The sequence below is a fragment of the Parapusillimonas sp. JC17 genome (assembly GCF_052180245.1).
In the GTDB taxonomy this organism is placed as follows: domain Bacteria; phylum Pseudomonadota; class Gammaproteobacteria; order Burkholderiales; family Burkholderiaceae_B; genus Parapusillimonas.
Genome location: NZ_CP197474.1, coordinates 4,185,773 through 4,207,159, shown reverse-complemented (window position 1 = coordinate 4,207,159; position 21,387 = coordinate 4,185,773). Strand labels below are relative to the sequence as shown.

Here is a 21,387-nt window from a genome sequence, read left to right as displayed (position 1 = left end):
ACTATACCGGTTCGGCGACATTTCTTTAACAGGGGTTACCCGATGATTCTGGATGAGGAACCGATTATTATCCCGCCTCATTCATGGCCGCGAGTGGCGTCGGAGTGCAGGAAGCATCGCTTGCTCGGTGCAGGCCCCTAAGCCGATACAATGTCTTGCATTAAAGGAAAAAGCCGATTTTCACGGATTCATGGCATGTTCAGATGGCTTGCCGGGCGTGGTGCCCGGCCTTCACGCGTAGCCGAAACGCTGACTCGAATTTCGCCGGACGCATGGCGCGATGCACGCGCGAGCCTGGCTTTTCTGAACGGCCTGAACGATCGCGAGGATGAAGCCTTGCGTGCGCGCGCGGCATGGCTGCTGGCCAGCAAGTCATTCAGCGGCGCCGCCGGCATGGCATTGGATGACAGCATCATGCTGTCTATCGCCATTCAGGCAGCCCTGCCCATTCTGGAGCTGGATCCGGTGCTCTACGAAGGCTGGACCGAAATCATCGTGTATCCGGGCGGCTTCCTCATACCGCGCACCGAGGTCGACGACAGCGGCGTGGTTCACGAATACATCCAGGAAGCCGCCGGCGAAGCCTGGGACGGCGGGCCGGTGATTCTTTCCTGGGAAGACAGCTGTCCCGGCATGCCGCAGACTGCCAATGTCGTCATCCACGAATTCGCGCACAAGCTCGATCTATACGGTGGCGAGGCGGACGGGACGCCTATTCTCGATGCGCATCCGCAACTCCGGCCTCGACAATGGCGCCGTATCCTGGCGTCCACTTTCGAGCGTTTCGAGCGGATGGTGACAGAGGTGGAGGGGGCCATCCCGCATGACGTCGATCCGGAGTCCGAAGAGGCCGATCCCTGGTATGGGTCCCTGCCGCTGGATCCGTACGCTGCAATCGATACGGCGGAGTTCTTCGCTGTCAGCTCCGAGGCCTTCTTCGTCGCCCCCTGGCCATTGGCGCAGGCCTTCCCCGATTGGTATGGATTGCTGCAAGCTTATTACCGGCAGGATCCCATACGCCGGTTGGCGGGCGGGTCAGAGGGGTCAGACCCCGCACGGGGTCTGACCCCGTAACGTAGCTGCTGCGGGGTCAGACCCAAAAGGCGGGTCTGACCCCAGGCTGCCGGGGCCAGACCCCGCATGGGGTCTGACCCCTCAACCCTTTTGCAGAAGCGACGTTTTGATTTATTGGCCGCTTGTCTTTTCACGCGCTTTGAGTTCCGCCGCCAAAGCTTGCAGCGAGGCTTTCGCCCCAACGATATCCGCCTGCCACTCGGGGCCGGACTTATAAGCCAGGATCGCTTCGAACGATTTGGCGGCCCGGCGGAACTCTGGGTCATTTACCGCAGCTTTCAGGGCCGCCTGTAGGCGATCTTGGACATCTTGTGGCACGCTTTTATCGACTGCGATACCGCGGTCCGAGGGAACCACCACCGGAAAGCCTTCTTCAGTTGCAGTGGGTACATCAGGCAGAATCGATGCACGCTCGGCCATGAACTGAGACAGAATCCTGAGCTTGACCGGCTCTTTTTCCGGCGCCGGTACCGCCGTATGGCTGGCAAAAATCATGTCGACGTGACCACCCAGCAATGCCACTTTCGAAGGGCCGGTGCCCGGAAAGGGGACGTCGTTGAAGCGTGCACCGGTTTCGACCATTAATAGATTCATGGCCACGTTGCCATTGCTTCCCAGCCCGTTTTGGCCGACCGAAACGCTTTCCGGCTTATCCTTTAGGTCCTGCACCAATTGTTTGAGAGACGTATAGGGGCTTGAGTCGGGGACGACCAGCAAGGTCGGATCGCTGACTACTCGGCCGATCAGAGCGAATCGGTCGGGATCGTAGTGCGTGTTTTGATATAGGGGCAGAAAATTCATGGGAGGGGTGTTGACGAACGCGACGGTATAGCCGTCCTTTTCTGCGCGCTGCACGAAGGTGTTGGCGATGGCGCCAGATGCGCCCGGCTTATTTACAACCACCAAATTGGCTTTGCCGCCGATATGCTTCTGCAAGAACGGAGCCAGTGTGCGCGCGAGTATGTCGGTTTCACCGCCTGCAGAGAAACCCACCACCAGTTCGATGGGCTTGTCGTCCGGCCACGCGGCCCATGCGTTAGAGGAAAACAAAGCGACAGCCGCGGCTGCCGCGGCCAAGGGCCGAGCATTGAATTTTTTCACGGATCTTCTCCAGAGTTTTTTAATCGTGTACGTTTCTTATCTGTTTACAGCAGGCAATCGGGTTGCTCACGCACGATTGCATCGTAGATGGGCTGAAAATGAAGCCATGCCATAAATGGTGTGGCGAGATGGGCTTTGGAGTGCAGCGCGGCATTGCGATCGATCAGCTTCAGCGGGCTGCCCGTTGCTTCGGCTTTGAGTTGGATCTCGCAGGCGCGGTCCGCAGCGATGAACCACCACGCTGCTTCTTCAATTGATTCGCGCCCTGCCGAAAAAAGGCCGTGATTCTGATGAATGGCGATCTTTGCGTTGCCGAATGCCTTGGCGACAGCGTGCCCTGCAGTGTTTTCCACAACGACAGCACCTGCTTCTTCCTGGATCAGAGCCTGATCTTCAAAGAAACCGCAAGCGGTTTGCGTAATGGGGTCCAGGGGTCTGCCCAGGGCTGCCCACGCCATGCCGTTTATCGTATGGGCATGACAGGATGCGACGATGCTGGGGTTTGCCGCGTGTATGGCGGAGTGCAGCACAAAGCCTGCTCGATTGACGGCCCAGTTCCCCTCTATGACAGTGCCTTCATGATCGACAAGCAGCATATCGCTGGCTTGCACGCGCCCGAAATCCATTGCGAAAGGATTAGTCCAGAACAGATTCGGATGTTCGGGATCACGTACCGTTACGTGGCCCGCAAATCCGTACTCATAGCCGAACTTCGCGAACACTCGACATACGGCTGCAAGACGTTGACGGCGATGCCATCGTTCCTCTTGCGGCGCGTTGAATGTCGGATACTGAGGAAAGTAAAGATTTTCCTGTGTTGGTTTATAGATGGTCTGAGTTTTTTGCGTCATATCAAAACTTGCTTTGTGTTATATCAAAGAGGTGCCATTCTAGGTTTGAAGATTTGGCCAAGCTAATCACTAAATTAGAACTAGCTATAATCTTTGCTTATAGGGAGGCACAGGTGTCGGCCAACTCTAAAATCCGCCTTCGCCACTTGGAAGCGTTTCATGCCGTGATGGTGACGGGCAGCGTTACAGGCGCAGCAGCGATGCTGCATGTGTCGCAGCCGGCGGTCACCGCGACGATCAAACATTTTGAGCGGAAGCTCGGGTTTTTGGTGTTCGAACGAATGGCGGGTCGCTTGGTGCCGACTCCGGAAGCGTTAGCGCTGTTACCCGACGTTCAGGAAATCTTCAGCCGCCTGAGCGCGCTCGACCGATTCAGCCAGGATTTGGCCGATGGGGTTCAGGGTGCATTGTCGATCGCTGCAACCTCACCTGTCGCAAACGTTTTTTTGGCGCGAGCCGTTGCTTCGTTCATTGAGCAGAAGCCGGGGGCTCAGGTGGCATTGCATGCCATGGACTCCAACCTGATTGCTGAGCGCCTCATCAATGGGCAGATTGACCTTGGTGTAGCATTCTCGCCTGGCGATAACGAAACGCTGCACACGCAGCATCTGGGAAGCTCCGAGTTGACCTGTGTTATGCCGGTCGCTCATCCATTGGCCAGCCTTTCTTCTGTGTCGGTATTTGATCTGCAACCCTATCCGGTCATTACTTATGTGCCTCAGGCTTTACTGCGTCACAGGTTGGATGGTTATTTGAAAGCGCCGCTCAATATATGTGTCCAGGTCGCGACCTCTCTGACGGGAATTGTTTTGGCACTGCATGGCGCTGGCGTTGCCTTGGTCGATTCCAGCGTGCTGCAGGCCCTCCCCGTTCCCGCGCTGACGGTGAGGCCTTTGAAACCGTCAGTCGAAATAACCAGCTATCTCATGTGGAGCGAGGCTCGCCCGCAGACCGCGCTTGCACGAGCTTTCGTCGCCCACCTTGAGCGCTTGAGCGATCGGCCCATGTAGCAGGGGTCCGACCCCGCACGGGGTCTGACCCCATAACCTAGCTGCTGTGGGGTCAGACCCAAAAGGCGGGTCTTACCCCAGGGTCGCCGGGGTCAGACCCCGCATGGGGTCTGACCCCTCATCAGCCCTTCTGCAGCATCCATTCGTGCTGTGGATCGTTATGGAAATGCCAGGCGCGGGTGGGGCCGGCCATGACGTTCAGATAATACGAGGTGTACCCATGCGGCACGACCACGGGATGATAGCCGCGCGGTACCTTGACGACGTCGTGGTCTTCCACGCACATCGTTTCATCCAGGTCGCGTTCATCGGTGTACACGCGCTGGAAAGCAAATCCTTGCGGTGGATTCAGCCGATGGTAGTAGGTTTCCTCCAGTTGGCTTTCGCGAGGAATGGCGTCCGCATCATGTTTGTGGGGCGGGTAGCTCGACGAATTGCCGGGCGGGGTGATCACTTCCACCACCAGCAGGCTGTTTGCCGGCTCGGTTTCGGGAAGAATGTCGCAAACATAGCGCGTATTGCTGCCGGAGCCTCGTACGGACCGCTTCATGCCTGCGGGCTCGATCAGCCTGGTCGGCAGCGCTTTGGAGCCGCTGGGTGCGCGCGCCACGGCGATCTCCGCCGCGTCCACGCCGGTCAGAACAAGACTGGAGTGCGCGGGCAGATAGAAAGCATAGGGAGATTTCTCCTCGAAAACGCTTTTTCGGTCTCCTATCGCTTCCCATTGCATGTCGCCGCCTGCGCCGCCGGCCTGTGCCGAGGCTTTTCCCGACAGGATGACGACGCACAGTTCATCGTCGCCGCTGGCGAGCGCCAGCGTGTCGTTGTCGGGCAGGCGATGAGCGGAGAAGCCGACGTAGTGCAGGCCTCCCGACCCGAGCGGGATTTCGGTGATCAGCGCGCCGGCTTGCGCGGAAACTTTCAAGGTGGTCATAAAGGCTTCCTTATACGGTGGCTTGATGGCGTGCCGAAGTCCAGGCCGCGATCAGTGTGTCGAAGTTGCGGCGCACCCGCTGCACCAGTTCCCGGTCATCGATCCGGCCGGACATCCAGGCTTCGCTGGGCTCTTGAAAGATGCTGCGGCCGACGGTGAATCCCTTGCAACTGCGGCTGGATGCCGCCACGCCGAATCCCGCTGCGACCTCCTCCAGAGGGGCGGCCAGGCCCAGCAGCACCACCCCTTTGCAATAGCGGTCGTTTTCCTGGATCAGGGCGTCGAGCCGCCGCCAGCTGTCATGGTTGCGCAGCGCGCCGATCTTCCACCATTCAGGCTGTATGCCCAGCGAGTATAGGCGCTCGATCGCGCGCAGTACCTGGGCATCCGGTTCGCTGTTTGCATCGGCAGGCGGGATGATCTCGAGCAGCAGGTCGTGGCCGCTGGCCTGGGCGGCGTCGTACAGGCTCTGCATCTGGGCTTCCTGCTCGTCCCGTATCCCGGCCGGATGCTCGGTGTCATAAGAGACCAGGCACTTTATGATGTGCTCCCTGGGCCATGAAAGCAGGGTGCTTCCCACGCTGCGCCCATACTCGAAACGCAGCGGCAGCGAGCCGGGCAATTCGACCGGACGGCCTATCCACCAGTCTCTTCCGGTTGCAGCGTTCAAGGCGTCCTGCCCATAGCGTTCGTCGGCCAGGATGCCGACATCGATATCGGATCGGCCGTCGTTGCGCAGGCCTTGTTCCGTCTGGCTTACCGCTTCCACGAACAGGCGCTTCAGCTCTGGAATGCGTGCCGGGTCCGCGCCGCAACGCTGGGCCAGCTCGCTCAGCTGGCTGCGGTGGTCGAACGCGAACACCAGCAGATCCTTCCATTGCTTCTGAGCGGCGCTGCTGCGGTGCAAGCGTTGGAGCTTTCGGTCGTGTTCGAGCGGCTGGCCGAGATCGGCTTCGTTGAAGAAATAGTCGAGTTCGGCGAGCGTCGGCATGGCGGGCGCGCAACCGTGGCGGGATACGACCAGGGCGCCGCAGGCGTTGGCGATGCGGCAGGATTCCTCCCAGGATTTTCCGTCCAGCCAGCCTTTGAGCAAGCCAGACATGAAGGCGTCGCCGGCCCCCAGCACATTGAAAACGCTGACCTTGAAGGTCGGGTAGGTGGCCGGCAGCTCGGACGGGATCTCGCCCGTGAAGACATTGCAGCCCTGCTCGCCGCGCTTCAGGACGAGAGTGGCATCGGTCAGCGCGCGCACCTTGCGCAAAGAGGCCAGTACGTCCGAGGCGCCTCCGGCGATCATGAACTCTTCCTCGGTGCCCACGATCAGATCGAAGAGAGGCAATACCTTTTGCAAGTCGGATGAAACCTTTTCGCTGGGCACATAGCGGTTTTCCCCGTCGGCCTGGCCGGTCAGGCCCCACAGCACAGGCCGGTAGTCGATGTCCAGCACGGTTTTGACCTGGTTCTTGCGCGCCATTTCCAACGCCGCCATGCTGGTTTCAAGGACCGATGGTGTGGACAAGTGCGTGCCGGTGATCAGCAGCGCGCGGGCGGACGCGATGTAGTTTTCGTCGAAATCGGTCGGCGACACCGCCATGTCCGCGCAATTTTCGCGATAGAAAATCAACGGGAAGGTTTCCCGATCTTTTATGCCCAGCAAGACCAGGGCGGTCAGGCGGTCGGGGTCGATGGCGATGTGGCTCGTATCGCATCCTTCCTTGCCGAGGGTTTCCACGAGAAACCTGCCCATGTGGTCGTCTCCGACACGCGTCAGCATGGACGAGCGCAAGCCCAGGCGCGCTGTGCCGAAGGCGATGTTGCCGGATGAGCCGCCCAGATACTTGGCGAAGCTGGAGCTGTCCTCGAGACGGGCGCCCACCTGCTGGGAATAAAGATCCACGGCCAGGCGGCCTAGGCAGATGAGGTCGAGAGGGCGGTCACGCCCGGCGGTAGTTGCTTGATTCATGACGAAAATGTTGAAGAGAATGCGCTGGCCACAGCGGAAAAGAAGACAAGCGGCGAGGCTTGTCCAGAAGGTACTTTAAGTCGTTTCCCTGTATTTTTCAAATAATTTTCTATTTTTTAAATAAATAGAATTTTTATTGTAATATCGATACAATACGACGCAATGCACGGGAATGTGCATGCTGTCATCAACAACGTGGCGGAACCGTAATGAAGCCTAATGCCGATTTGCGCAAGTTCTTGGAGACGGTCACCGAGCAGTTTCAAGACCTGTCCAAACAACTGCAGCGCATTGCCGTCTATCTCGAATGCCATCAGTCCGACGTGGTGTTTCAGCGCGTGCAGGACGTTGCGGAGGCTTGTTCCGTGCATCCTTCCGCAGTCGTGCGTTTTGCGCAGCGCTTCGGATTTTCAGGCTATAGCGAGCTGCAGGCGGTGTTCCGCGATTCTTTGCGAGTGGACGACACGTCTTCCGCGAACTATGCCGAGCGCATACGCAGGGAAGCGGCAAAAGGACACCCGGACTCGGGCGCCGCATTGGCCCATTCGTTCATCCAGGCCAGCAAGGATGGCCTGGATTCGCTCTCGGCCGACTTCGATGCCCCCGCCTTCGAGCAGGCCGTCGATCTGCTGGCCGCGACGCGCGATGTCTATGTCGTCGGGATGGGCCGATCGCTGTCCGTGGCATCTTATCTCGTCTATGCCTTGCAGAACCTCAGCAAGCGCAGCCACCTGGTTTCCGGCCTTGGCGGCGATCCCGCGAGGATGGTGGGCACCATGGACGCCGGCGACACCTTGCTGGCCATCAGCGCCGCCCCCTATGCGCCGGAAACCCGCCAATGCCTGGAGCAGGCCCGTTCGCGCGGCGCCAAAGTGGTGCTGATCACGGACACGCCAATGGCGCCCATCTGCGCGTATGCCGACGTCAAGCTGTACACGCGCGAGCAGACGGCTTTTGCCTTCAGGACCTTGACGTCCACCATTTGCCTTGCCCAGGCCTTGTTCATTGCCCTGGCCTATCGTCTCGAGCGCCATGCGAAGCTTCCGCCCGGCGACGCCTAGGGCCTTTTAGCGTTAACAGGCCCCAGTCCATTTTTTTCATTCCCCAGACTTTCATTGGAGACAATTTTGAAGAAGACTTTTTCCAGACTGCTTTTCGCGCTGTCGGCAAGCGCAGTCATGCACGCATCGGCGGCCGCGGATTTTCCGGACCGTACCATGCGCTGGATCGTTCCCTATGCCGCCGGCGGCACCACGGATGTCATGGCGCGCCATCTTGCCGCCGAAATGGGTCCATTGCTGGGCCAGACCGTCGTCATCGACAACAAGCCCGGCGCGGCCAGCATCATCGGCGCCACCCAGATCGCCCGCTCGACGCCTGATGGCTATACGTTCGGCACGGTGGACTCCGGCACCCTGGCCTTCAACCCCGCCTTGTATTCGGAGCTGACCTACGACGTGGAGAAGGACTTCACGTTCATCGGAGGACTGGGGCGCATGCCGTTGGTGCTGGCTGTCAATCCCAATTTCCCCGCCAAGAGTCTGCAGGAGTTCATGGAGATCGTACGCAAGGAACCCGGCAAGACCACCTCCGCATCGTCGGGACATGGTTCACCCTTGCATGTGGCGCTCGAACTGTTCAACCAGCGCGAAGGCGTGAGTCTGCTTCACGTTCCGTACAAGGGATCCGCCCCGGCCTTGCAAGACCTGATGAGCGGCCAGGTGGACTCGATGTTCGTCGATCTTCCGCCCTCCATCCAGATGATCCATTCCGGCAAGCTCCGGGTCCTGGCGGTGGCAACGCCCAAGCGACTGGACGTGCTGCCCGACGTCCCCACTTTCGACGAACTCGGGATCAAGGGCTTTGAGGCCTATGCCTGGCAAGGCTTCGTATCGCCCAAGAACACGCCTGAAGCCGTTGTTGGAAAACTGAGTACCGCGTTGAATACCGCGCTCAAGAGCGAGGTCATCGGCAAGAAGTTCGATGCCCTGGGCATCCAGCCCATGCCCATGGAACCCGCGGAATTCGAAGCCTTCGCAAAAAGCGAAGGCAAATTGTGGGGCGACGTGATCCGCAAGGCGGGCATCAAGCTCGATTGATGCAGGGGTCAGACCCAAACATCGGGTCAGACCCCAGGAGCTTCGGGGTCAGACCCCGTATGGGGTCCGACCCCGCGCCGCAAACCTGTGCGCCGGCGCGCCTTCGTGCAGAACCGCTCAGCGAAGGACTTCGACGCGTTCATGCAGGCGGAAATCGCCAAGTCGGAGCCGGTGGTGCGAAAGGCTAAAATACAGGTCGATTGAAAAAGGGGTCAGGCCCAAAAGAGGCTGGGGTCAGACCCCGTACGGGGTCTGACCCCTTGAATTCAGGGGCAGACGCAAAAAAGCTAGGGTCAGACCCCGTATGGGGTCTGACCCCCCTCTTCGACCTATGGATACATTACTCGTCATCAATGCGGGCAGTTCCAGCCTGAAATTTCAGCTCTATGCGCTGGCGGGCAGCGAGGGGCTGGAACTGATGTATCGGGGCCAGGTCTCGGGCATAGGCGGCGGTCAGCCAGAACTCGCCATTCGGGACGGCAACGGCGTCAAGATCGTGCAGAACATCTTGCCGTTGGAACAGGCTCGCGACCTGGCTTCGGCGCAGGCGTCCTTGGGCGAATGGCTGGCGGGCAAACTGGACGTAGCGCCCCGGGCCGTGGGCCACCGTATCGTGCACGGCGGGCCGCGGCTTTCCGACAGCGTCAAGGTCGACGACGGCATTCTTGCGTATCTGGATTCCCTTGCTCCGCTCGCGCCCCTGCATCAGCACAACAACCTGGCGCCGGTGCACGTCATTCATCAGCGATGGCCCGGCATCGTTCAGGTCGCATGTTTCGACACCGCCTTCCATCGCAGCAACGATGCCGTCGTCGAACGCTTCGCGATACCCCAGTCCTTCTACGACCGGGGGGTGCGCCGCTATGGCTTCCACGGCCTGTCCTACGACTATATTTCCAGGTATCTGTCCCGCAACATGCCGGAAGTATGGCAGGGCCGGGTCATTGCTGCGCACATGGGGTCCGGGGTTTCCGCCTGCGCCATGCTGCGCGGCGCCAGTGTCGAAACCACGATGGGTTTCACCGCTCTGGATGGGCTGCCCATGAGCACCCGGCCCGGAAGGCTGGATCCCGGCGTCGTGTTATGGATGCTGGAACAGGGGATGACACACGACGAGATCCAGGATGTCCTGTATAACCGATCGGGCCTGAAGGGATTGTCGGGCGTCAGCGGCGATGTACGGGACTTGCTGAGCAGCGATCAGCCGGCCGCGCGTCTGGCCCTGGACCATTTCACTTACCGGGCCGCGGAAAGCATGGCCGGCCTGTGCGTCGCAAGCGGCGGGGTGGACGCCCTGGTGTTCACGGCCGGCGTTGGAGAAAACCAGCCCTGGGTGCGCGAGCAGGTCTGCAGGCGCCTGGCATGGCTGGGTGTCGAGCTGGACGACGCGTTGAACCAGCGAGGCGCACTCCGGATTTCATCCGGCACGAGCCCCGTGGCGGTGCTCGTCATTCCAACGAATGAAGAGTATGTCATCGCCAGGGAGACCCTTAGACATCTTTAGGGCCTTTTAGCGTTAACAGGCCCCCTGCAAGGAGCCGTTATGTCCATCAGCAAAGGCGCTTGGATCGATACGCTGGAGCATCTTCCTTCTTACGCATCTTGGAGCGCAGGGTATGGAGTGATCCGCCATACCGAACAAACCCGGAGGCGCGTCCTTGAACTCGTGGCGGGGCGTACCGGGCAGTCCGAGGCGAAAGCCGAAGAAATGTTTGCGATTCTTGCCGCGGCGGACCGCCTGGCCAGTGCGGGCATGTGGCTGGTCGTGCACATGACCTATGCCAATCGCGTCGATTTGTCGGGCGCGCCGCTTCAGGCGGATGATTTCAAGCCGGATCCGCAAGGACACACCGGCGGCGCCCTGAACATCGTGCCGGCTTACGCCGGCTACCTGGCCGCGAACATCCTGACCGGAACCACGCGTTCATGGCTGATGGGGCAGGGGCACTGCGTGGCGGCCATCGAAGCGCTCAACGCCCTGGTCGATAATCTGTCGGCAGAGCAGCGCCTTCGCTACGCATTCGGTGAAGAAGGGCTCAGCCAGCTTGCGCGGGACTTCTATTCTTATGCCATTCATCCCGACGGCACGCCGGGCGTGCCCTTGGGCAGTCACGTGAACGTGCATACGGCGGGCGGAATATCCGAGGGCGGCTATCTGGGCTTTGCGGAAGTGCAATATGCCCACATGCCCTTGCGTGGGGAAAGCTTGGCCGTATTCCTGAGCGACGGCGCCTTCGAAGAGCAACGGGGCAGCGACTGGTCGCCCAGATGGTGGCGAGCATCCGACAGCGGCGCCATCATGCCCATCATGGTGCTCAATGGCCGGCGCATCGACCAGCGCACCAGCATCGCCCAGAAGGGCGGCACGCAGTGGCTGCTCAGGCATCTGGAGCTGAACGGATTCGATCCCTTCGAGATCGATGGGCATGATCCCGCCGCATACGCGTGGGCCATCATCGACATGGAAGACCGCCTGACCGCCTTGCAGGCCAAGGCCGACGATGAGCTCGATTATCCCGTCCGGATTCCCCATGCCATTGCCAAATGCATCAAGGGCTTCGGCTTTCCGGGGGCGGGAACCAACCGCGCCCACAACCTGCCTTTGGAGGACAACCCCCGGAACGACGACGCTGCGCGCGATGAGTTCAACCAAGGCGCCGTCCGGCTGTTCGTGCCGCCTGGAGAGCTCGACGAGGTGCGGAGGCGATTTTCATGCCACCAGGAGCAGGGCAGGGTCCGCGAAGCCCACCACCCTCTTGCCGAGCGCAATATCGACACACCCGTCCTTCCCACGCCCTCGTGGAATGTGGATGAAAAGGCGATGGTATCGCCCATGCAGGCGATCGATGCGTATTTCGTCGATATGATCGATGCCAATCCTCGCTTGCGGGTCAGAGTGGGCAATCCTGACGAGCTGAGCAGCAATCGGATGGACGCGACGCTGGCCCGGCTGAAACATCGGGCCAGCAATCCGGAGCCGGGTGGAAGCGAGGCGGTGGACGGCGCGGTGATCACGGCTTTGAACGAAGAGGCCGTCATCGGAGCGGCACTGGGAAACAAGGCCGGCCTGAACCTGGCGGTCAGTTACGAGGCCTTCGCGGTCAAGATGCTGGGCGCCCTTCGCCAGGACATTCTTTTTGCCAGGCACCAGCGTCAGGCGGGCCGGGATCCGCGCTGGCTGGGCGTGCCGCTGCTGCTTACCTCCCATACCTGGGAAAACGGCAAGAACGAACAATCCCACCAGGATCCCACGCTGTGCGAAGCACTGTTGGGCGAAATGTCGGACACGTCCCGGGTGCTGTTTCCCGTGGATGCCAACAGTGCCGTCGCCGCCCTCCAGGAGGTCTATCGATCGCACGGCGTGATTGCTGCGCTGGTCGTCCCCAAGCAGCCTGTCCCTCATTGCTTCGGTCCGGACCAGGCCTTCGCCGCATGCAGGACCGGAGCCGCGCACCTGAGGACGCCGTCGGCACGGCCGCCGGTGCAACTCGTGGCCGTCGGCGCCTACCAGCTTCGCGAGAGCATGCGCGCGGCACGGCGCCTTGCCGAACGGGGCTGCGAAGCCTTGGTGACCTGCATCATCGAGCCGGGCCGGCTGCGCATGCCGCGCGATGAACTGGAAGCTCGATTCGTGATCCCGGATGCGGCCCTGGCCGAGCTCTTTCCGGCCGATCTTCCAAGAGTGCTGGTCTCGCATTCGAGGCCGGAGCCTTTGCTGGGCGTCTTGCGCCGGCTCGACGAAGGACCGCGCCGGCTGCGCGCGCTGGGGTATATCAACCGGGGCGGTACACTGGACGTCGACGGCATGCTGTTCGCCAACCGCTGCACCTGGGCGCATATCGCGCTTGCGGCGGCGGAAATGAGCGGCGGCGATGTCCAGGACTTCCTGACGGAGAACGAACTGAACGCGGTCCGTAGCCGCGGGCGTTCGGAGGATTTGTACTGTTGAAGGGCCCAGGCGCGATACATGGATCTCGAACTCAAGTTTTTAGGCGCAGCCGGTACGGTGACCGGTTCCCGTCATTTGCTCAGCGATGGTGAAGCGTCCGTCATGCTCGACTGCGGCATGTTCCAGGGCCTCAAGACCCTGCGGCAGCGCAACTGGGCGCCGTTTCCCGTCGATCCCGCGGAAATCGACGCCATCGTGCTCAGCCATGCCCACCTGGATCATTCAGGATATTTGCCCAGGCTGGTGCGCGACGGTTTCAAGGGCAATGTCTATGCCTCGGAAGCAACCATCGATCTGTGCGATATCCTGCTGGCCGACAGCGCTCACCTTCAGGAGTCGGATGCCGATTTCGCGAACCGCCATGGCTTGAGCAAGCACCGGCCGGCCCTGCCGCTCTATACGACGGCGGATGCCAGGCGAGCCATGAGCCGCTTCAAGGGCATGGATTTCGCCGCCCCATATGAAGTGGCGCCCGGCGTGCATGCGCGGCTTTCCCGAGCCGGGCACATTCTTGGGGCGTCCATCGTGGAAATCGATTGGCGCGGCACGCGCGTCGTGTTCTCGGGTGATCTGGGCCGCTACGGCGACCCTTTGCTGCCGGATCCGGAGCCCATAGGGCAGGCCGACTACCTGCTGCTCGAATCCACGTACGGAGACCGGCGCCACGAGCCGCTGGACGCAATGGAACAACTGGCGGACATCATTGGCCGCACCGCCCAGCGCGGCGGCAGCGTGATCATTCCGGCATTCGCCGTTGGACGGGCGCAGCTGCTGCTTTGGTACTTGCACATGCTCAAGAAGCAAAAACGCCTGCCCGCGGGGCTGCCCATTTATCTCGACAGTCCCATGTCGGTGAACGCGGTCGAGGTATATCGGCGCCACCGCGATCTCATGCGTCCCGACATTGGCGAGTGCGACGAAGCGTATGGCGTGGCCCATTATGTTCGCGACGCGGAAGAATCGAAGAAGCTGGACACCACGCCCATGCCCAAGGTGATCATCTCCGCCAGCGGCATGGCGACGGGCGGCCGTGTCCTGCATCATCTGAAGCGATATGCCCCGGATCCCCGGTCCACCATCCTGTTTTCGGGCTATCAGGCCGCCGGAACGCGGGGCTCGAAAATGCTGCATGGCGCCGATACGATCAAGATCCATGGCGAGTACGTACCCGTGCGCGCCGAACTGAGCAACCTGTCCATGCTGTCGGCGCATGCGGATTCCGATGAAATCCTGCGCTGGCTGCGAGGCTTCAAGAAAGCGCCGCGCGCAACCTTCCTGGTGCACGGGGAACCCGAGGCGGCCGACACATTGCGCCTTCGCATAAAGGACGAGCTGGGCTGGTCTTGCCGTGTGGTCGAGCACCTGGAGAGCGTCAGGCTCTAAGAGGTTGGGGTCAGACCCCGTACTAAGAGATTGGGGTCAGACCCCGTACGGGGTCTGACCCCTTGCATGCCGAGGTGCCGGGGTCAGACCCCGCATGGGGTCTGACCCCACGTCCGGCTAGCCTCGTCCGATGTAAGGCATCTTGGTCGCCATCACGGTCATGAACTGCACGTTGGCGTCCAGCGGCAGGCTTGCCATGTAAAGCACGGCGCGGGCAACGTGGTCGATGTCCATCAAGGGCTCGGGTTTGGTCGAGCCATCGGCCTGCAGGACCCCGCGGCCCATGATGGTGGTCATCTCGCTGGCGGCGTTGCCGATGTCTATCTGCCCGCAAGCGATGTTGTACGCCCGGCCGTCCAGCGATGTCGCCTTGGTCAGGCCGGTGATGGCGTGCTTGGTGGCGGTGTAGGACACGGCATGAGGGCGCGGCGCATGAGCGGAAATCGACCCGTTGTTGATGATGCGGCCGCCCTGCGGAGACTGTGCCTTCATGATGCGGAAAGCGCCTTGCGTGCACAGGAAAGCGCCGGTCAGGTTGATGTCGACCGCGGTCTTCCATTCCTGGTAGTCCAGGTTCTCCAGCGATGTCGAGCGTGCAAACACGCCTGCGTTGTTGAACAGCAGGTCGAGGCGGCCGAAGCGGCGGCGGATCTCTTCGAACAGATGCTCGACCGCATGGGGATCGCTGACGTCCGCTGGAATGACGAAGGAACGGTCGCCATGCCCGCTCCCTTCCTGTGCGGTGGCTTCCAGGGCACCGCGGCGTCTTCCGGTCAGGGCGACGGTATAGCCGTCCTGGATCAAGGCGAGTGCAATGCGCTTGCCTATGCCTGAACCTGCGCCGGTCACCAGCGCGAATTTATCTCCGTTCATGTCGCCTACCTTTTAGCTTGGACTGGGTTTGCTCTGGCGCGAATTATACGTTGCGTCGCTTCTGCCTGTGCGCCCATTCCCAGGCTGCGTCGCGCTTCATCCCGCGATTGAGAGCGGCAATGAGAAGAATGGCGATCAGGGCGCCCAGGCCTGCGAGCGCCATATCCTTGTGAGCATCCCAGATATCGCCCTGCGTTCCCAGATAGTGCATGCCCAGGTCGCCGCCGAAGATTTCCGCGGCGCCCCATTCGATCAGCTCATAAAGCGCGGAGGTGCTGAGCGTGAAGTCCAGTGGAAGAAAATATGCCCAGAAGCCGCGCACTTCGACAATGCGCAAGAAGAATTCGCGCACCGGATAGGCGAGCAGAAGGCCGTAACAGAAATGGACGAGACGGTCGAAATGATTGCGTTCCCATCCGAATACGCTGTTCAGGGTGTGGCCGGTGAGCGAACTCCACCATTCGTCGTAGGGCACTTCGGAGTAGGTGTAGTGGGAACCGAGCGTGTGCAGGGCAAGGAAGGACAGGATCAGCAGCAAAGACAGATCCGAAAACCGGAAGAGCCTGCGCACGCCCCACAGCACGATGAACAACGCTGCCACCAGCGCATTCTCGAGCAGCCACGCTTCACGATCGGAAGGATGCCTGGCAAGCGCCGCCCATAGGATCAGGTAGGCGGGGATGGCAATGCGCAATGCGTAGTGGCTCGCGGCGTATTTCATAGTCGGCGTAAGGCGTTTCGGGGCGGTTGTAGTAAGCGCCATTTTGACACCCGCGCTTACATCGGCGCGCGGGACCGGGTGTTATAAAAAATCAAGAGCAGGCAACGATGTCTGGAACTTTGAAGGATTTTTCATGAACCGTAAACTGACTGTAGCGGCGGGTATTGCGTTGTGCGCGGGCTTGGCCGCGTGTTCCTCGACGAAAGACGCCCAGCACCTGTCTCAAAAGACCGTCGAGTACGCTTGCGGCCCCGAATCCGTCCCCCTTTCCGCTCAATATACGTTCCAGGGCGAACAGGCGCTTGCGGCGCGCGTCGTGTACATGAACCAGGTAATAGAGCTGAATCGCGCGACCGCCAATAACGCGGACATGGTCGGGAATACCTTCCGCGGAGGCGGCTACACCTGGACCACCGACAAGTTCGTCGAGGGCGATGTCGAAGACGCCAAAGGCCTGATGCTGACGCGTGAGTCGGCCCAGCCCGGCGCCGCGCAGGCGTCGAACGTGGGCAGCATGCTGGCGCGCGACTGCAAAGTGGAATCGGTGTCCTAGGGCCTGAAGCCGTTTTCACCCCGAGTTTCTGAGCCCCGCCGCGATTCCGTTGATGGTCATGTGAATCGCCCTTTGCGTGGGGCTTTCTTCATCCCTGGCAGCGCGCGAGGACTTCGCGCGCTGTCGCTTCAGCAGTTCGACCTGCAGATGATTGAGCGGGTCGATGTAGGCGAAGCGCTCGGTCAGCGCGGCGCGCAATTGCGGGTCATTGGCCAGCAAGTCGTGACCGGTGACCTGCTTGAACATGTCGACCGTCAATTCATATTCTGCTGAAATCCTCTGGAAGATGGCTTTGCGCAGCTTGGCATCCTGTACCAGGCCGGCGTAGCGCTTACCGATTTGCAGGTCCGTTTTGGCCAGTACCTGCTCCATGTTGGAGAGCAGGGTCCGGAAGAATGGCCAAGTCTCCGCCATTTCCCGCAGCAGCTTGAGCCGGGCCTTGGCGGTTGCGGGCGCGCCCGCGCATCCTTCTTCGATATAGGTTCGCAATGCGGTGCCCATGCCGTACCAGCCGGTGATCATCAGCCGGCATTGGGCCCATGAGAACCCCCAGGGGATGGCGCGCAGGTCTTCGATGCGCTGAGTGGACTTGCGCGATGCGGGACGGGAGCCGATGTTCAGTCCGGCGATTTCGAGGATGGGCGTCGAGGCGAAGAAGTAATCGTTGAAACCGGGTGTTTCATAGACAAGGTCCCGATAGGTCTGCCGGGCCAGCCCCGACATGGTGTCCAGCGCTGCGCCGAAACGCGCCATGTTGTCGTCCTCGGTGCGCGGCGTCGCGGATGCGGTAGACAGGCTGGCTTCCAGGGTGGCGGCAACGAAGTTCTCCAGGTGCCAGCGTCCCACCTCGGCGTCCTTGTATTTGCCCTGTATGACTTCCCCTTGTTCGGTCAGGCGTATCTGGCCGTTGACCGTGCCGGGCGGCTGGGCAAGGATGGCGTCGAAGCTGGATCCGCCGCCTCGGGCCACCGATCCGCCGCGCCCGTGGAAAAGGCGCAGGCGCAGCTTGCGCTTCTGGAATACGCGCACCAGTTCTCGTTCGGCGCAGTACAGCGCCCAATTCGACGTAAGGTATCCGCCGTCCTTGTTGCTGTCGGAATAGCCCAGCATGACTTCCTGCATGCCTCCCTGATTGTGGCGCACCCGCGCGGCGACCTCGGGAAGATCGAACCAGGCGGCCATGATCTCGGGTCCGCGCATCAAGTCGGGAATGGTCTCGAACAAGGGCACGACCATGAGCCCGTCTTTCGAGTCGGAAGACGGATGCCCATCGGACGGAGCGATGAGGCCGGTTTCCTGCTGAAGGACGAGAACCTCCAGCAGGTCGCTGAGGGTCTCGGTGTGCGATACGATGGTCTGCTTGACGGCGTCGCTGCCGTATCGGCGCCTGCAATGCGCGGCCATGCGCAGGATGGCCAACTCCTTTTGGGTTTCCGCCGAGTATTCGATCCAAGGGGAAACGAGGGGACGCACTTGATGGAGTTCGAGCCGCAGCAGTTCGATTCGTTCCTCTTCGGCCAGTGAACTGTAGTCCACGGGGCGTCCCTGGAATTCCGTTTTCGCCGCCTTGAAGAGTTCGGTCAGGACGCGTTCATGCACGTCCGAGCTCTGCCTCAGGTCGACAGTGGCCAGATGGAACCCGAAAATGCTGACCGCCTGCAGCAGGCCGGACAGCCGCAGGCGCGCGATCAGGTTGCCGTGATGCTGATCCAGCGAGTCGGCAATGATCTGGAGATCGTGCTGGAACGCCTCGGCCGTGTCATACGGGGGCGCGTCGTAGGTGGGACGCAGGGCCAGACGGCGGCCGGTCAGTGCCAGGCCGGTCGCGGCGATGCGCGCATACAAGTGTATGAACGCCCGTCGGTAGGGCTCGTCCTGCCGGTGCGGGGATTTATCCTGGCTGGACCCGGACAGCGCCAGCAGCGCGGGGCTGGCCGACCCCAGATGGGCGGAAATGGAGATTTCCGTTCCAAGCGCCTTGATCTCTTGCAGATAATGCCGCATTAGCTGCGTGGATTGACGCAGCAAGGCCTGTTCGAGCGTGGCGGCGTCGACATTGGGATTGCCGTCGCGGTCGCCGCCTATCCAGCTACCCATGCGCAGGAAGGGGGGAAGCGGCCGTGTCCCGGCGCTGAAGGGCTGGCCGGCAGGAGGCTGAAGGCGTCCGGAAAGATCCTGGTACAGGCGCGGAATGGCCTTCAGGAAAGTGCTGTCGTAGTAGCTGAGCGCATTGTCGATTTCATCGAGCACGGTGAGTTTGCTAAGACGCAGCATGCGTGTCTGCCACATCGTGGCGACCAGGCCCATCAAGGTCAGCTGCAGTGTTTCATCTTCGGACGGCGTCAGCAGGGCATCCGCCTGTGCGAGGTGCCGGGCGATTTCGCGGTGCAGGTCCAAGGTGCTTTTGCGCTGGACTTCGGTAGGGTGCGCGGTCAGGACGGGCACGATGCTGGCCGCTTCGAGGTAGCGGAGCACTTTGCCGGAGCCCACACCCTGTTCCTTCAAAAGATCCAGCGCATGCTGCAGGCTGCCGCGCATGGGCGTTCCGACGCTGAGCATGTGCTGCCGCTGCCTGCGGTTCTGGTCGCGGTCTTCGGCGATATTGGACAAATGCAGGAAATAGCTGAAGGCGCGCGCGACCAGCGTGGCCGGGTCCTCGTCCAGCCGGCTGATCTGGCGCTCCAGTATGCGGCTGGCGCCGGGGTCGCCCTCGCGGCGGAATTTGACGGCGGCCCTGCGCAGCTTTTCGATTACGTCATAGATGGCTTTGCCTTCGCATTCCTTGATGACGTCTCCCAGTGTCTTGCCCAGCTTTCGGATGTCGGCTCTGAGGTGGGCGGGCTCTTGGCGGGGCGCTGCTGCTGGGATCACGATGTCTCCTGGAGGTAGGGTTTTTGCCGGAAGTATGCAACACGATGGATTATCATTAGGCCTTTTTACCGTCTATTATTCCAGAGATTGAGATGCCGCAATATCGTTCACGCACTTCCACCCATGGCCGCAACATGGCCGGCGCGCGCGCCCTCTGGCGCGCCACCGGCATGCAGGATGGCGATTTCGAAAAGCCCATCATCGCGGTCGTCAATTCCTTCACGCAGTTCGTGCCGGGGCACGTGCACCTGAAGGACCTGGGGCAACTGGTTGCGCGCCAGATCGAGAAGGCGGGCGGCGTGGCAAAGGAATTCAATACGATTGCGGTGGACGACGGCATCGCCATGGGGCATGGCGGCATGCTTTATTCCCTGCCATCGCGCGAGCTCATTGCCGACTCCGTTGAATACATGGTCAATGCCCATTGCGCGGACGCCATGGTGTGCATTTCGAATTGCGACAAGATCACCCCGGGAATGCTGATGGCCGCCATGCGGCTGAACATTCCCGTGGTGTTCGTGTCGGGCGGTCCCATGGAGGCCGGCAAGGTCTTCCAGCCGGGCACCGACAACGTGCTCATGAAGCTGGACCTGATCGACGCCATGATCAAGGCGGCCGATCCCAACGTGACCGACGCCGAGGCGGCCGAGGCCGAGCGCAGCGCCTGCCCGACTTGCGGCTCCTGTTCGGGCATGTTCACCGCCAACTCCATGAATTGCCTGACCGAGGCCCTGGGCCTGGCGCTGCCCGGCAACGGCACGGTGCTGGCCACCCACGCGCGGCGCAAGGCCTTGTTCGAAGAGGCGGGCCGGCTGGTCGTCGACTTGTGCAAACGCTATTACGAGCAGGACGATGCGTCGGTGCTGCCGCGCAACATCGCCACGATTCAGGCCTTTGAGAACGCCATGGCGCTGGACGTCTCCATGGGCGGATCCACCAACACCGTGCTGCATCTTCTGGCCGCGGCCCAAGAGGCGGGCGTGAATTTCACGATGTCGGACATCGACCGCATCTCTCGGCGCGTGCCCTGCCTGTGCAAGGTCGCGCCCGCCACCAACAAATACCACATCGAAGACGTCCACCGCGCGGGCGGCATCATGGGTATTCTGGGCGAGCTTGCGCGGGCGGAGCTGCTCAATCTGGATGTCGGCAACATCCGCAGCGGCACCCTGGGGCAGGCCATCGCCGACTGGGACGTCAATAGCGGCACCGCTCTGGCGGAAGTACAGGACTTCTACAAGGCGGCGCCCGGCGGCGTGCGCACCCAGGTGGCATTCAGCCAGGACCGCTATTACCGCGAACTCGACCTGGACCGCGAAAACGGCTGTATCCGCTCGCGCGAGCACGCCTATTCGCAGGATGGCGGCCTGGCCGTCCTGTACGGAAACCTTGCGCCCAAGGGTTGCATCGTCAAGACTGCCGGCGTGGACGAAAGCATACTGAAGTTCACCGGCGTGGCTCGCGTCTACGAAAGCCAGGAAGACGCCGTCGACGGCATCCTGAACGACAAGGTCAAGGAAGGCGATGTCGTCGTCATCCGCTACGAAGGCCCCAAGGGCGGCCCCGGCATGCAGGAAATGCTCTACCCCACTTCCTACCTCAAGTCCAAAGGCCTGGGCAAGTGTTCGGCGCTGCTCACCGATGGCCGGTTCTCCGGCGGTTCCTCGGGCCTGGTCATCGGCCATGCCTCGCCGGAAGCGGCGGAAGGCGGCAATATCGGATTGGTCAACGACGGCGACACCATCGAAATCGACATCCCCAACCGGACCATCCAACTTGCGATCAGCGACGACGAGCTATCCCGCCGCCGCGCCGAGATGGAAGCACGCGGCGCCCAGGCCTGGAAACCCGTCGGCCGCGAGCGCGTGGTATCCCAGGCGCTCCAGGCTTATGCCGCGCTGGCCACCTCGGCCGACCGCGGCGCCGTGCGCGACGTCTCCCAGTTGAGGGGTCAGACCCCGAACGGGGTCTGACCCCGTAGGGCGAACGAGTCTAATGCGAAGGG

The 21,387-nt window shown here is 61.4% G+C and carries 16 protein-coding genes; 9 read left to right on the top strand and 7 right to left on the bottom strand.

All coding sequences use genetic code 11. The features are described from left to right. Window positions 1-195 precede the first annotated feature (195 nt). Window positions 196-1,074, top strand: coding sequence for a zinc-dependent peptidase (locus tag ACSBPU_RS20265; protein WP_442593650.1), 879 nt, complete (start codon window positions 196-198; stop codon window positions 1,072-1,074). Between the two features lie 111 nt (window positions 1,075-1,185). Here ACSBPU_RS20265 and ACSBPU_RS20260 read toward each other — a convergent pair whose 3' ends face one another. Together ACSBPU_RS20260 and ACSBPU_RS20255 are read right to left on the bottom strand one after the other, a co-directional pair. Next, window positions 1,186-2,175 carry a Bug family tripartite tricarboxylate transporter substrate binding protein gene (locus ACSBPU_RS20260; protein ID WP_442593648.1) on the bottom strand — a complete coding sequence of 330 codons (990 nt, stop codon included), beginning with the start codon at window positions 2,173-2,175 and terminating at the stop codon, window positions 1,186-1,188. A 44-nt stretch (window positions 2,176-2,219) separates the two neighbouring features. Beyond that, window positions 2,220-3,026: a class II aldolase/adducin family protein gene (locus ACSBPU_RS20255; protein WP_442593646.1), complete on the bottom strand. Its 807-nt coding sequence runs from the start codon at window positions 3,024-3,026 to the stop codon at window positions 2,220-2,222. 113 nt (window positions 3,027-3,139) lie between these two features. On the opposite strand from ACSBPU_RS20255, the gene ACSBPU_RS20250 reads away from it, so the two are divergent. Then, the gene (locus ACSBPU_RS20250) at window positions 3,140-4,036 is read left to right on the top strand and encodes a LysR family transcriptional regulator (protein WP_442593644.1); all 897 of its coding nucleotides are present in this window, start codon (window positions 3,140-3,142) and stop codon (window positions 4,034-4,036) included. A gap of 121 nt (window positions 4,037-4,157) precedes the next feature. Here the strand turns inward: ACSBPU_RS20250 and iolB are convergent, their stop codons facing one another. Both iolB and ACSBPU_RS20240 read right to left on the bottom strand, forming a co-directional pair. Beyond that, a complete protein-coding gene (gene iolB / locus ACSBPU_RS20245) occupies window positions 4,158-4,970 on the bottom strand; it encodes a 5-deoxy-glucuronate isomerase (RefSeq protein ID WP_442593642.1) in 813 nt (270 codons plus the stop codon). A gap of 10 nt (window positions 4,971-4,980) precedes the next feature. Further along, on the bottom strand, window positions 4,981-6,933 hold the full coding sequence (locus ACSBPU_RS20240; protein WP_442593640.1) for a bifunctional 5-dehydro-2-deoxygluconokinase/5-dehydro-2-deoxyphosphogluconate aldolase: 1,953 nt from the start codon (window positions 6,931-6,933) through the stop codon (window positions 4,981-4,983). 209 nt (window positions 6,934-7,142) lie between these two features. Between ACSBPU_RS20240 and ACSBPU_RS20235 the strand changes: the two genes are divergently transcribed. From ACSBPU_RS20235 to ACSBPU_RS20215, 5 genes are all read left to right on the top strand, one after another. Continuing rightward, window positions 7,143-7,994 carry a MurR/RpiR family transcriptional regulator gene (locus tag ACSBPU_RS20235; protein WP_442593638.1) on the top strand — a complete coding sequence of 284 codons (852 nt, stop codon included), beginning with the start codon at window positions 7,143-7,145 and terminating at the stop codon, window positions 7,992-7,994. A 66-nt stretch (window positions 7,995-8,060) separates the two neighbouring features. Beyond that, window positions 8,061-9,032 (top strand): Bug family tripartite tricarboxylate transporter substrate binding protein, encoded by a 972-nt coding sequence (locus tag ACSBPU_RS20230; protein ID WP_442593637.1) that lies wholly within the window; start codon window positions 8,061-8,063, stop codon window positions 9,030-9,032. Between the two features lie 331 nt (window positions 9,033-9,363). Beyond that, a complete protein-coding gene (locus tag ACSBPU_RS20225; RefSeq protein ID WP_442593635.1) occupies window positions 9,364-10,536 on the top strand; it encodes an acetate/propionate family kinase in 1,173 nt (390 codons plus the stop codon). 39 nt (window positions 10,537-10,575) lie between these two features. Then, complete coding sequence (locus ACSBPU_RS20220; protein WP_442593633.1) at window positions 10,576-12,981, top strand: xylulose 5-phosphate 3-epimerase; 2,406 nt, start codon at window positions 10,576-10,578, stop codon at window positions 12,979-12,981. A gap of 18 nt (window positions 12,982-12,999) precedes the next feature. Beyond that, window positions 13,000-14,364 (top strand): MBL fold metallo-hydrolase RNA specificity domain-containing protein, encoded by a 1,365-nt coding sequence (locus tag ACSBPU_RS20215; protein WP_442593631.1) that lies wholly within the window; start codon window positions 13,000-13,002, stop codon window positions 14,362-14,364. A gap of 117 nt (window positions 14,365-14,481) precedes the next feature. Here ACSBPU_RS20215 and ACSBPU_RS20210 read toward each other — a convergent pair whose 3' ends face one another. Together ACSBPU_RS20210 and ACSBPU_RS20205 are read right to left on the bottom strand one after the other, a co-directional pair. Further along, the gene (locus tag ACSBPU_RS20210; RefSeq protein WP_442593629.1) at window positions 14,482-15,237 is read right to left on the bottom strand and encodes an SDR family oxidoreductase; all 756 of its coding nucleotides are present in this window, start codon (window positions 15,235-15,237) and stop codon (window positions 14,482-14,484) included. 43 nt (window positions 15,238-15,280) lie between these two features. Continuing rightward, on the bottom strand, window positions 15,281-15,958 hold the full coding sequence (locus ACSBPU_RS20205; protein WP_442598451.1) for a DUF2238 domain-containing protein: 678 nt from the start codon (window positions 15,956-15,958) through the stop codon (window positions 15,281-15,283). A 133-nt stretch (window positions 15,959-16,091) separates the two neighbouring features. Here ACSBPU_RS20205 and ACSBPU_RS20200 point away from each other — a divergent pair, with 133 nt between their 5' ends. Continuing rightward, window positions 16,092-16,511: a hypothetical protein gene (locus tag ACSBPU_RS20200; protein ID WP_180067059.1), complete on the top strand. Its 420-nt coding sequence runs from the start codon at window positions 16,092-16,094 to the stop codon at window positions 16,509-16,511. A gap of 15 nt (window positions 16,512-16,526) precedes the next feature. Here the strand turns inward: ACSBPU_RS20200 and ppc are convergent, their stop codons facing one another. Further along, complete coding sequence (gene ppc, locus ACSBPU_RS20195; protein WP_442598449.1) at window positions 16,527-19,379, bottom strand: phosphoenolpyruvate carboxylase; 2,853 nt, start codon at window positions 19,377-19,379, stop codon at window positions 16,527-16,529. A 95-nt stretch (window positions 19,380-19,474) separates the two neighbouring features. On the opposite strand from ppc, the gene ilvD reads away from it, so the two are divergent. Further along, window positions 19,475-21,355: a dihydroxy-acid dehydratase gene (ilvD, locus tag ACSBPU_RS20190; RefSeq protein ID WP_442593627.1), complete on the top strand. Its 1,881-nt coding sequence runs from the start codon at window positions 19,475-19,477 to the stop codon at window positions 21,353-21,355. Window positions 21,356-21,387: the final 32 nt, after the last annotated feature.

Bases quoted from the DNA above. Each gene is read 5' to 3' on its own strand.
- ACSBPU_RS20265 (WP_442593650.1), top strand. From the start codon at position 196: ATGTTCAGATGGCTTGCCGGGCGTGGTGCCCGGCCTTCACGCGTAGCC.
- ACSBPU_RS20255 (WP_442593646.1), bottom strand. From the start codon at position 3,026: ATGACGCAAAAAACTCAGACCATCTATAAACCAACACAGGAAAATCTT.
- iolB (WP_442593642.1), bottom strand. From the start codon at position 4,970: ATGACCACCTTGAAAGTTTCCGCGCAAGCCGGCGCGCTGATCACCGAA.
- ACSBPU_RS20240 (WP_442593640.1), bottom strand. From the start codon at position 6,933: ATGAATCAAGCAACTACCGCCGGGCGTGACCGCCCTCTCGACCTCATC.
- ACSBPU_RS20235 (WP_442593638.1), top strand. From the start codon at position 7,143: ATGAAGCCTAATGCCGATTTGCGCAAGTTCTTGGAGACGGTCACCGAG.
- ACSBPU_RS20225 (WP_442593635.1), top strand. From the start codon at position 9,364: ATGGATACATTACTCGTCATCAATGCGGGCAGTTCCAGCCTGAAATTT.
- ACSBPU_RS20220 (WP_442593633.1), top strand. From the start codon at position 10,576: ATGTCCATCAGCAAAGGCGCTTGGATCGATACGCTGGAGCATCTTCCT.
- ACSBPU_RS20215 (WP_442593631.1), top strand. From the start codon at position 13,000: ATGGATCTCGAACTCAAGTTTTTAGGCGCAGCCGGTACGGTGACCGGT.
- ACSBPU_RS20210 (WP_442593629.1), bottom strand. From the start codon at position 15,237: ATGAACGGAGATAAATTCGCGCTGGTGACCGGCGCAGGTTCAGGCATA.
- ACSBPU_RS20205 (WP_442598451.1), bottom strand. From the start codon at position 15,958: ATGAAATACGCCGCGAGCCACTACGCATTGCGCATTGCCATCCCCGCC.
- ACSBPU_RS20200 (WP_180067059.1), top strand. From the start codon at position 16,092: ATGAACCGTAAACTGACTGTAGCGGCGGGTATTGCGTTGTGCGCGGGC.
- ilvD (WP_442593627.1), top strand. From the start codon at position 19,475: ATGCCGCAATATCGTTCACGCACTTCCACCCATGGCCGCAACATGGCC.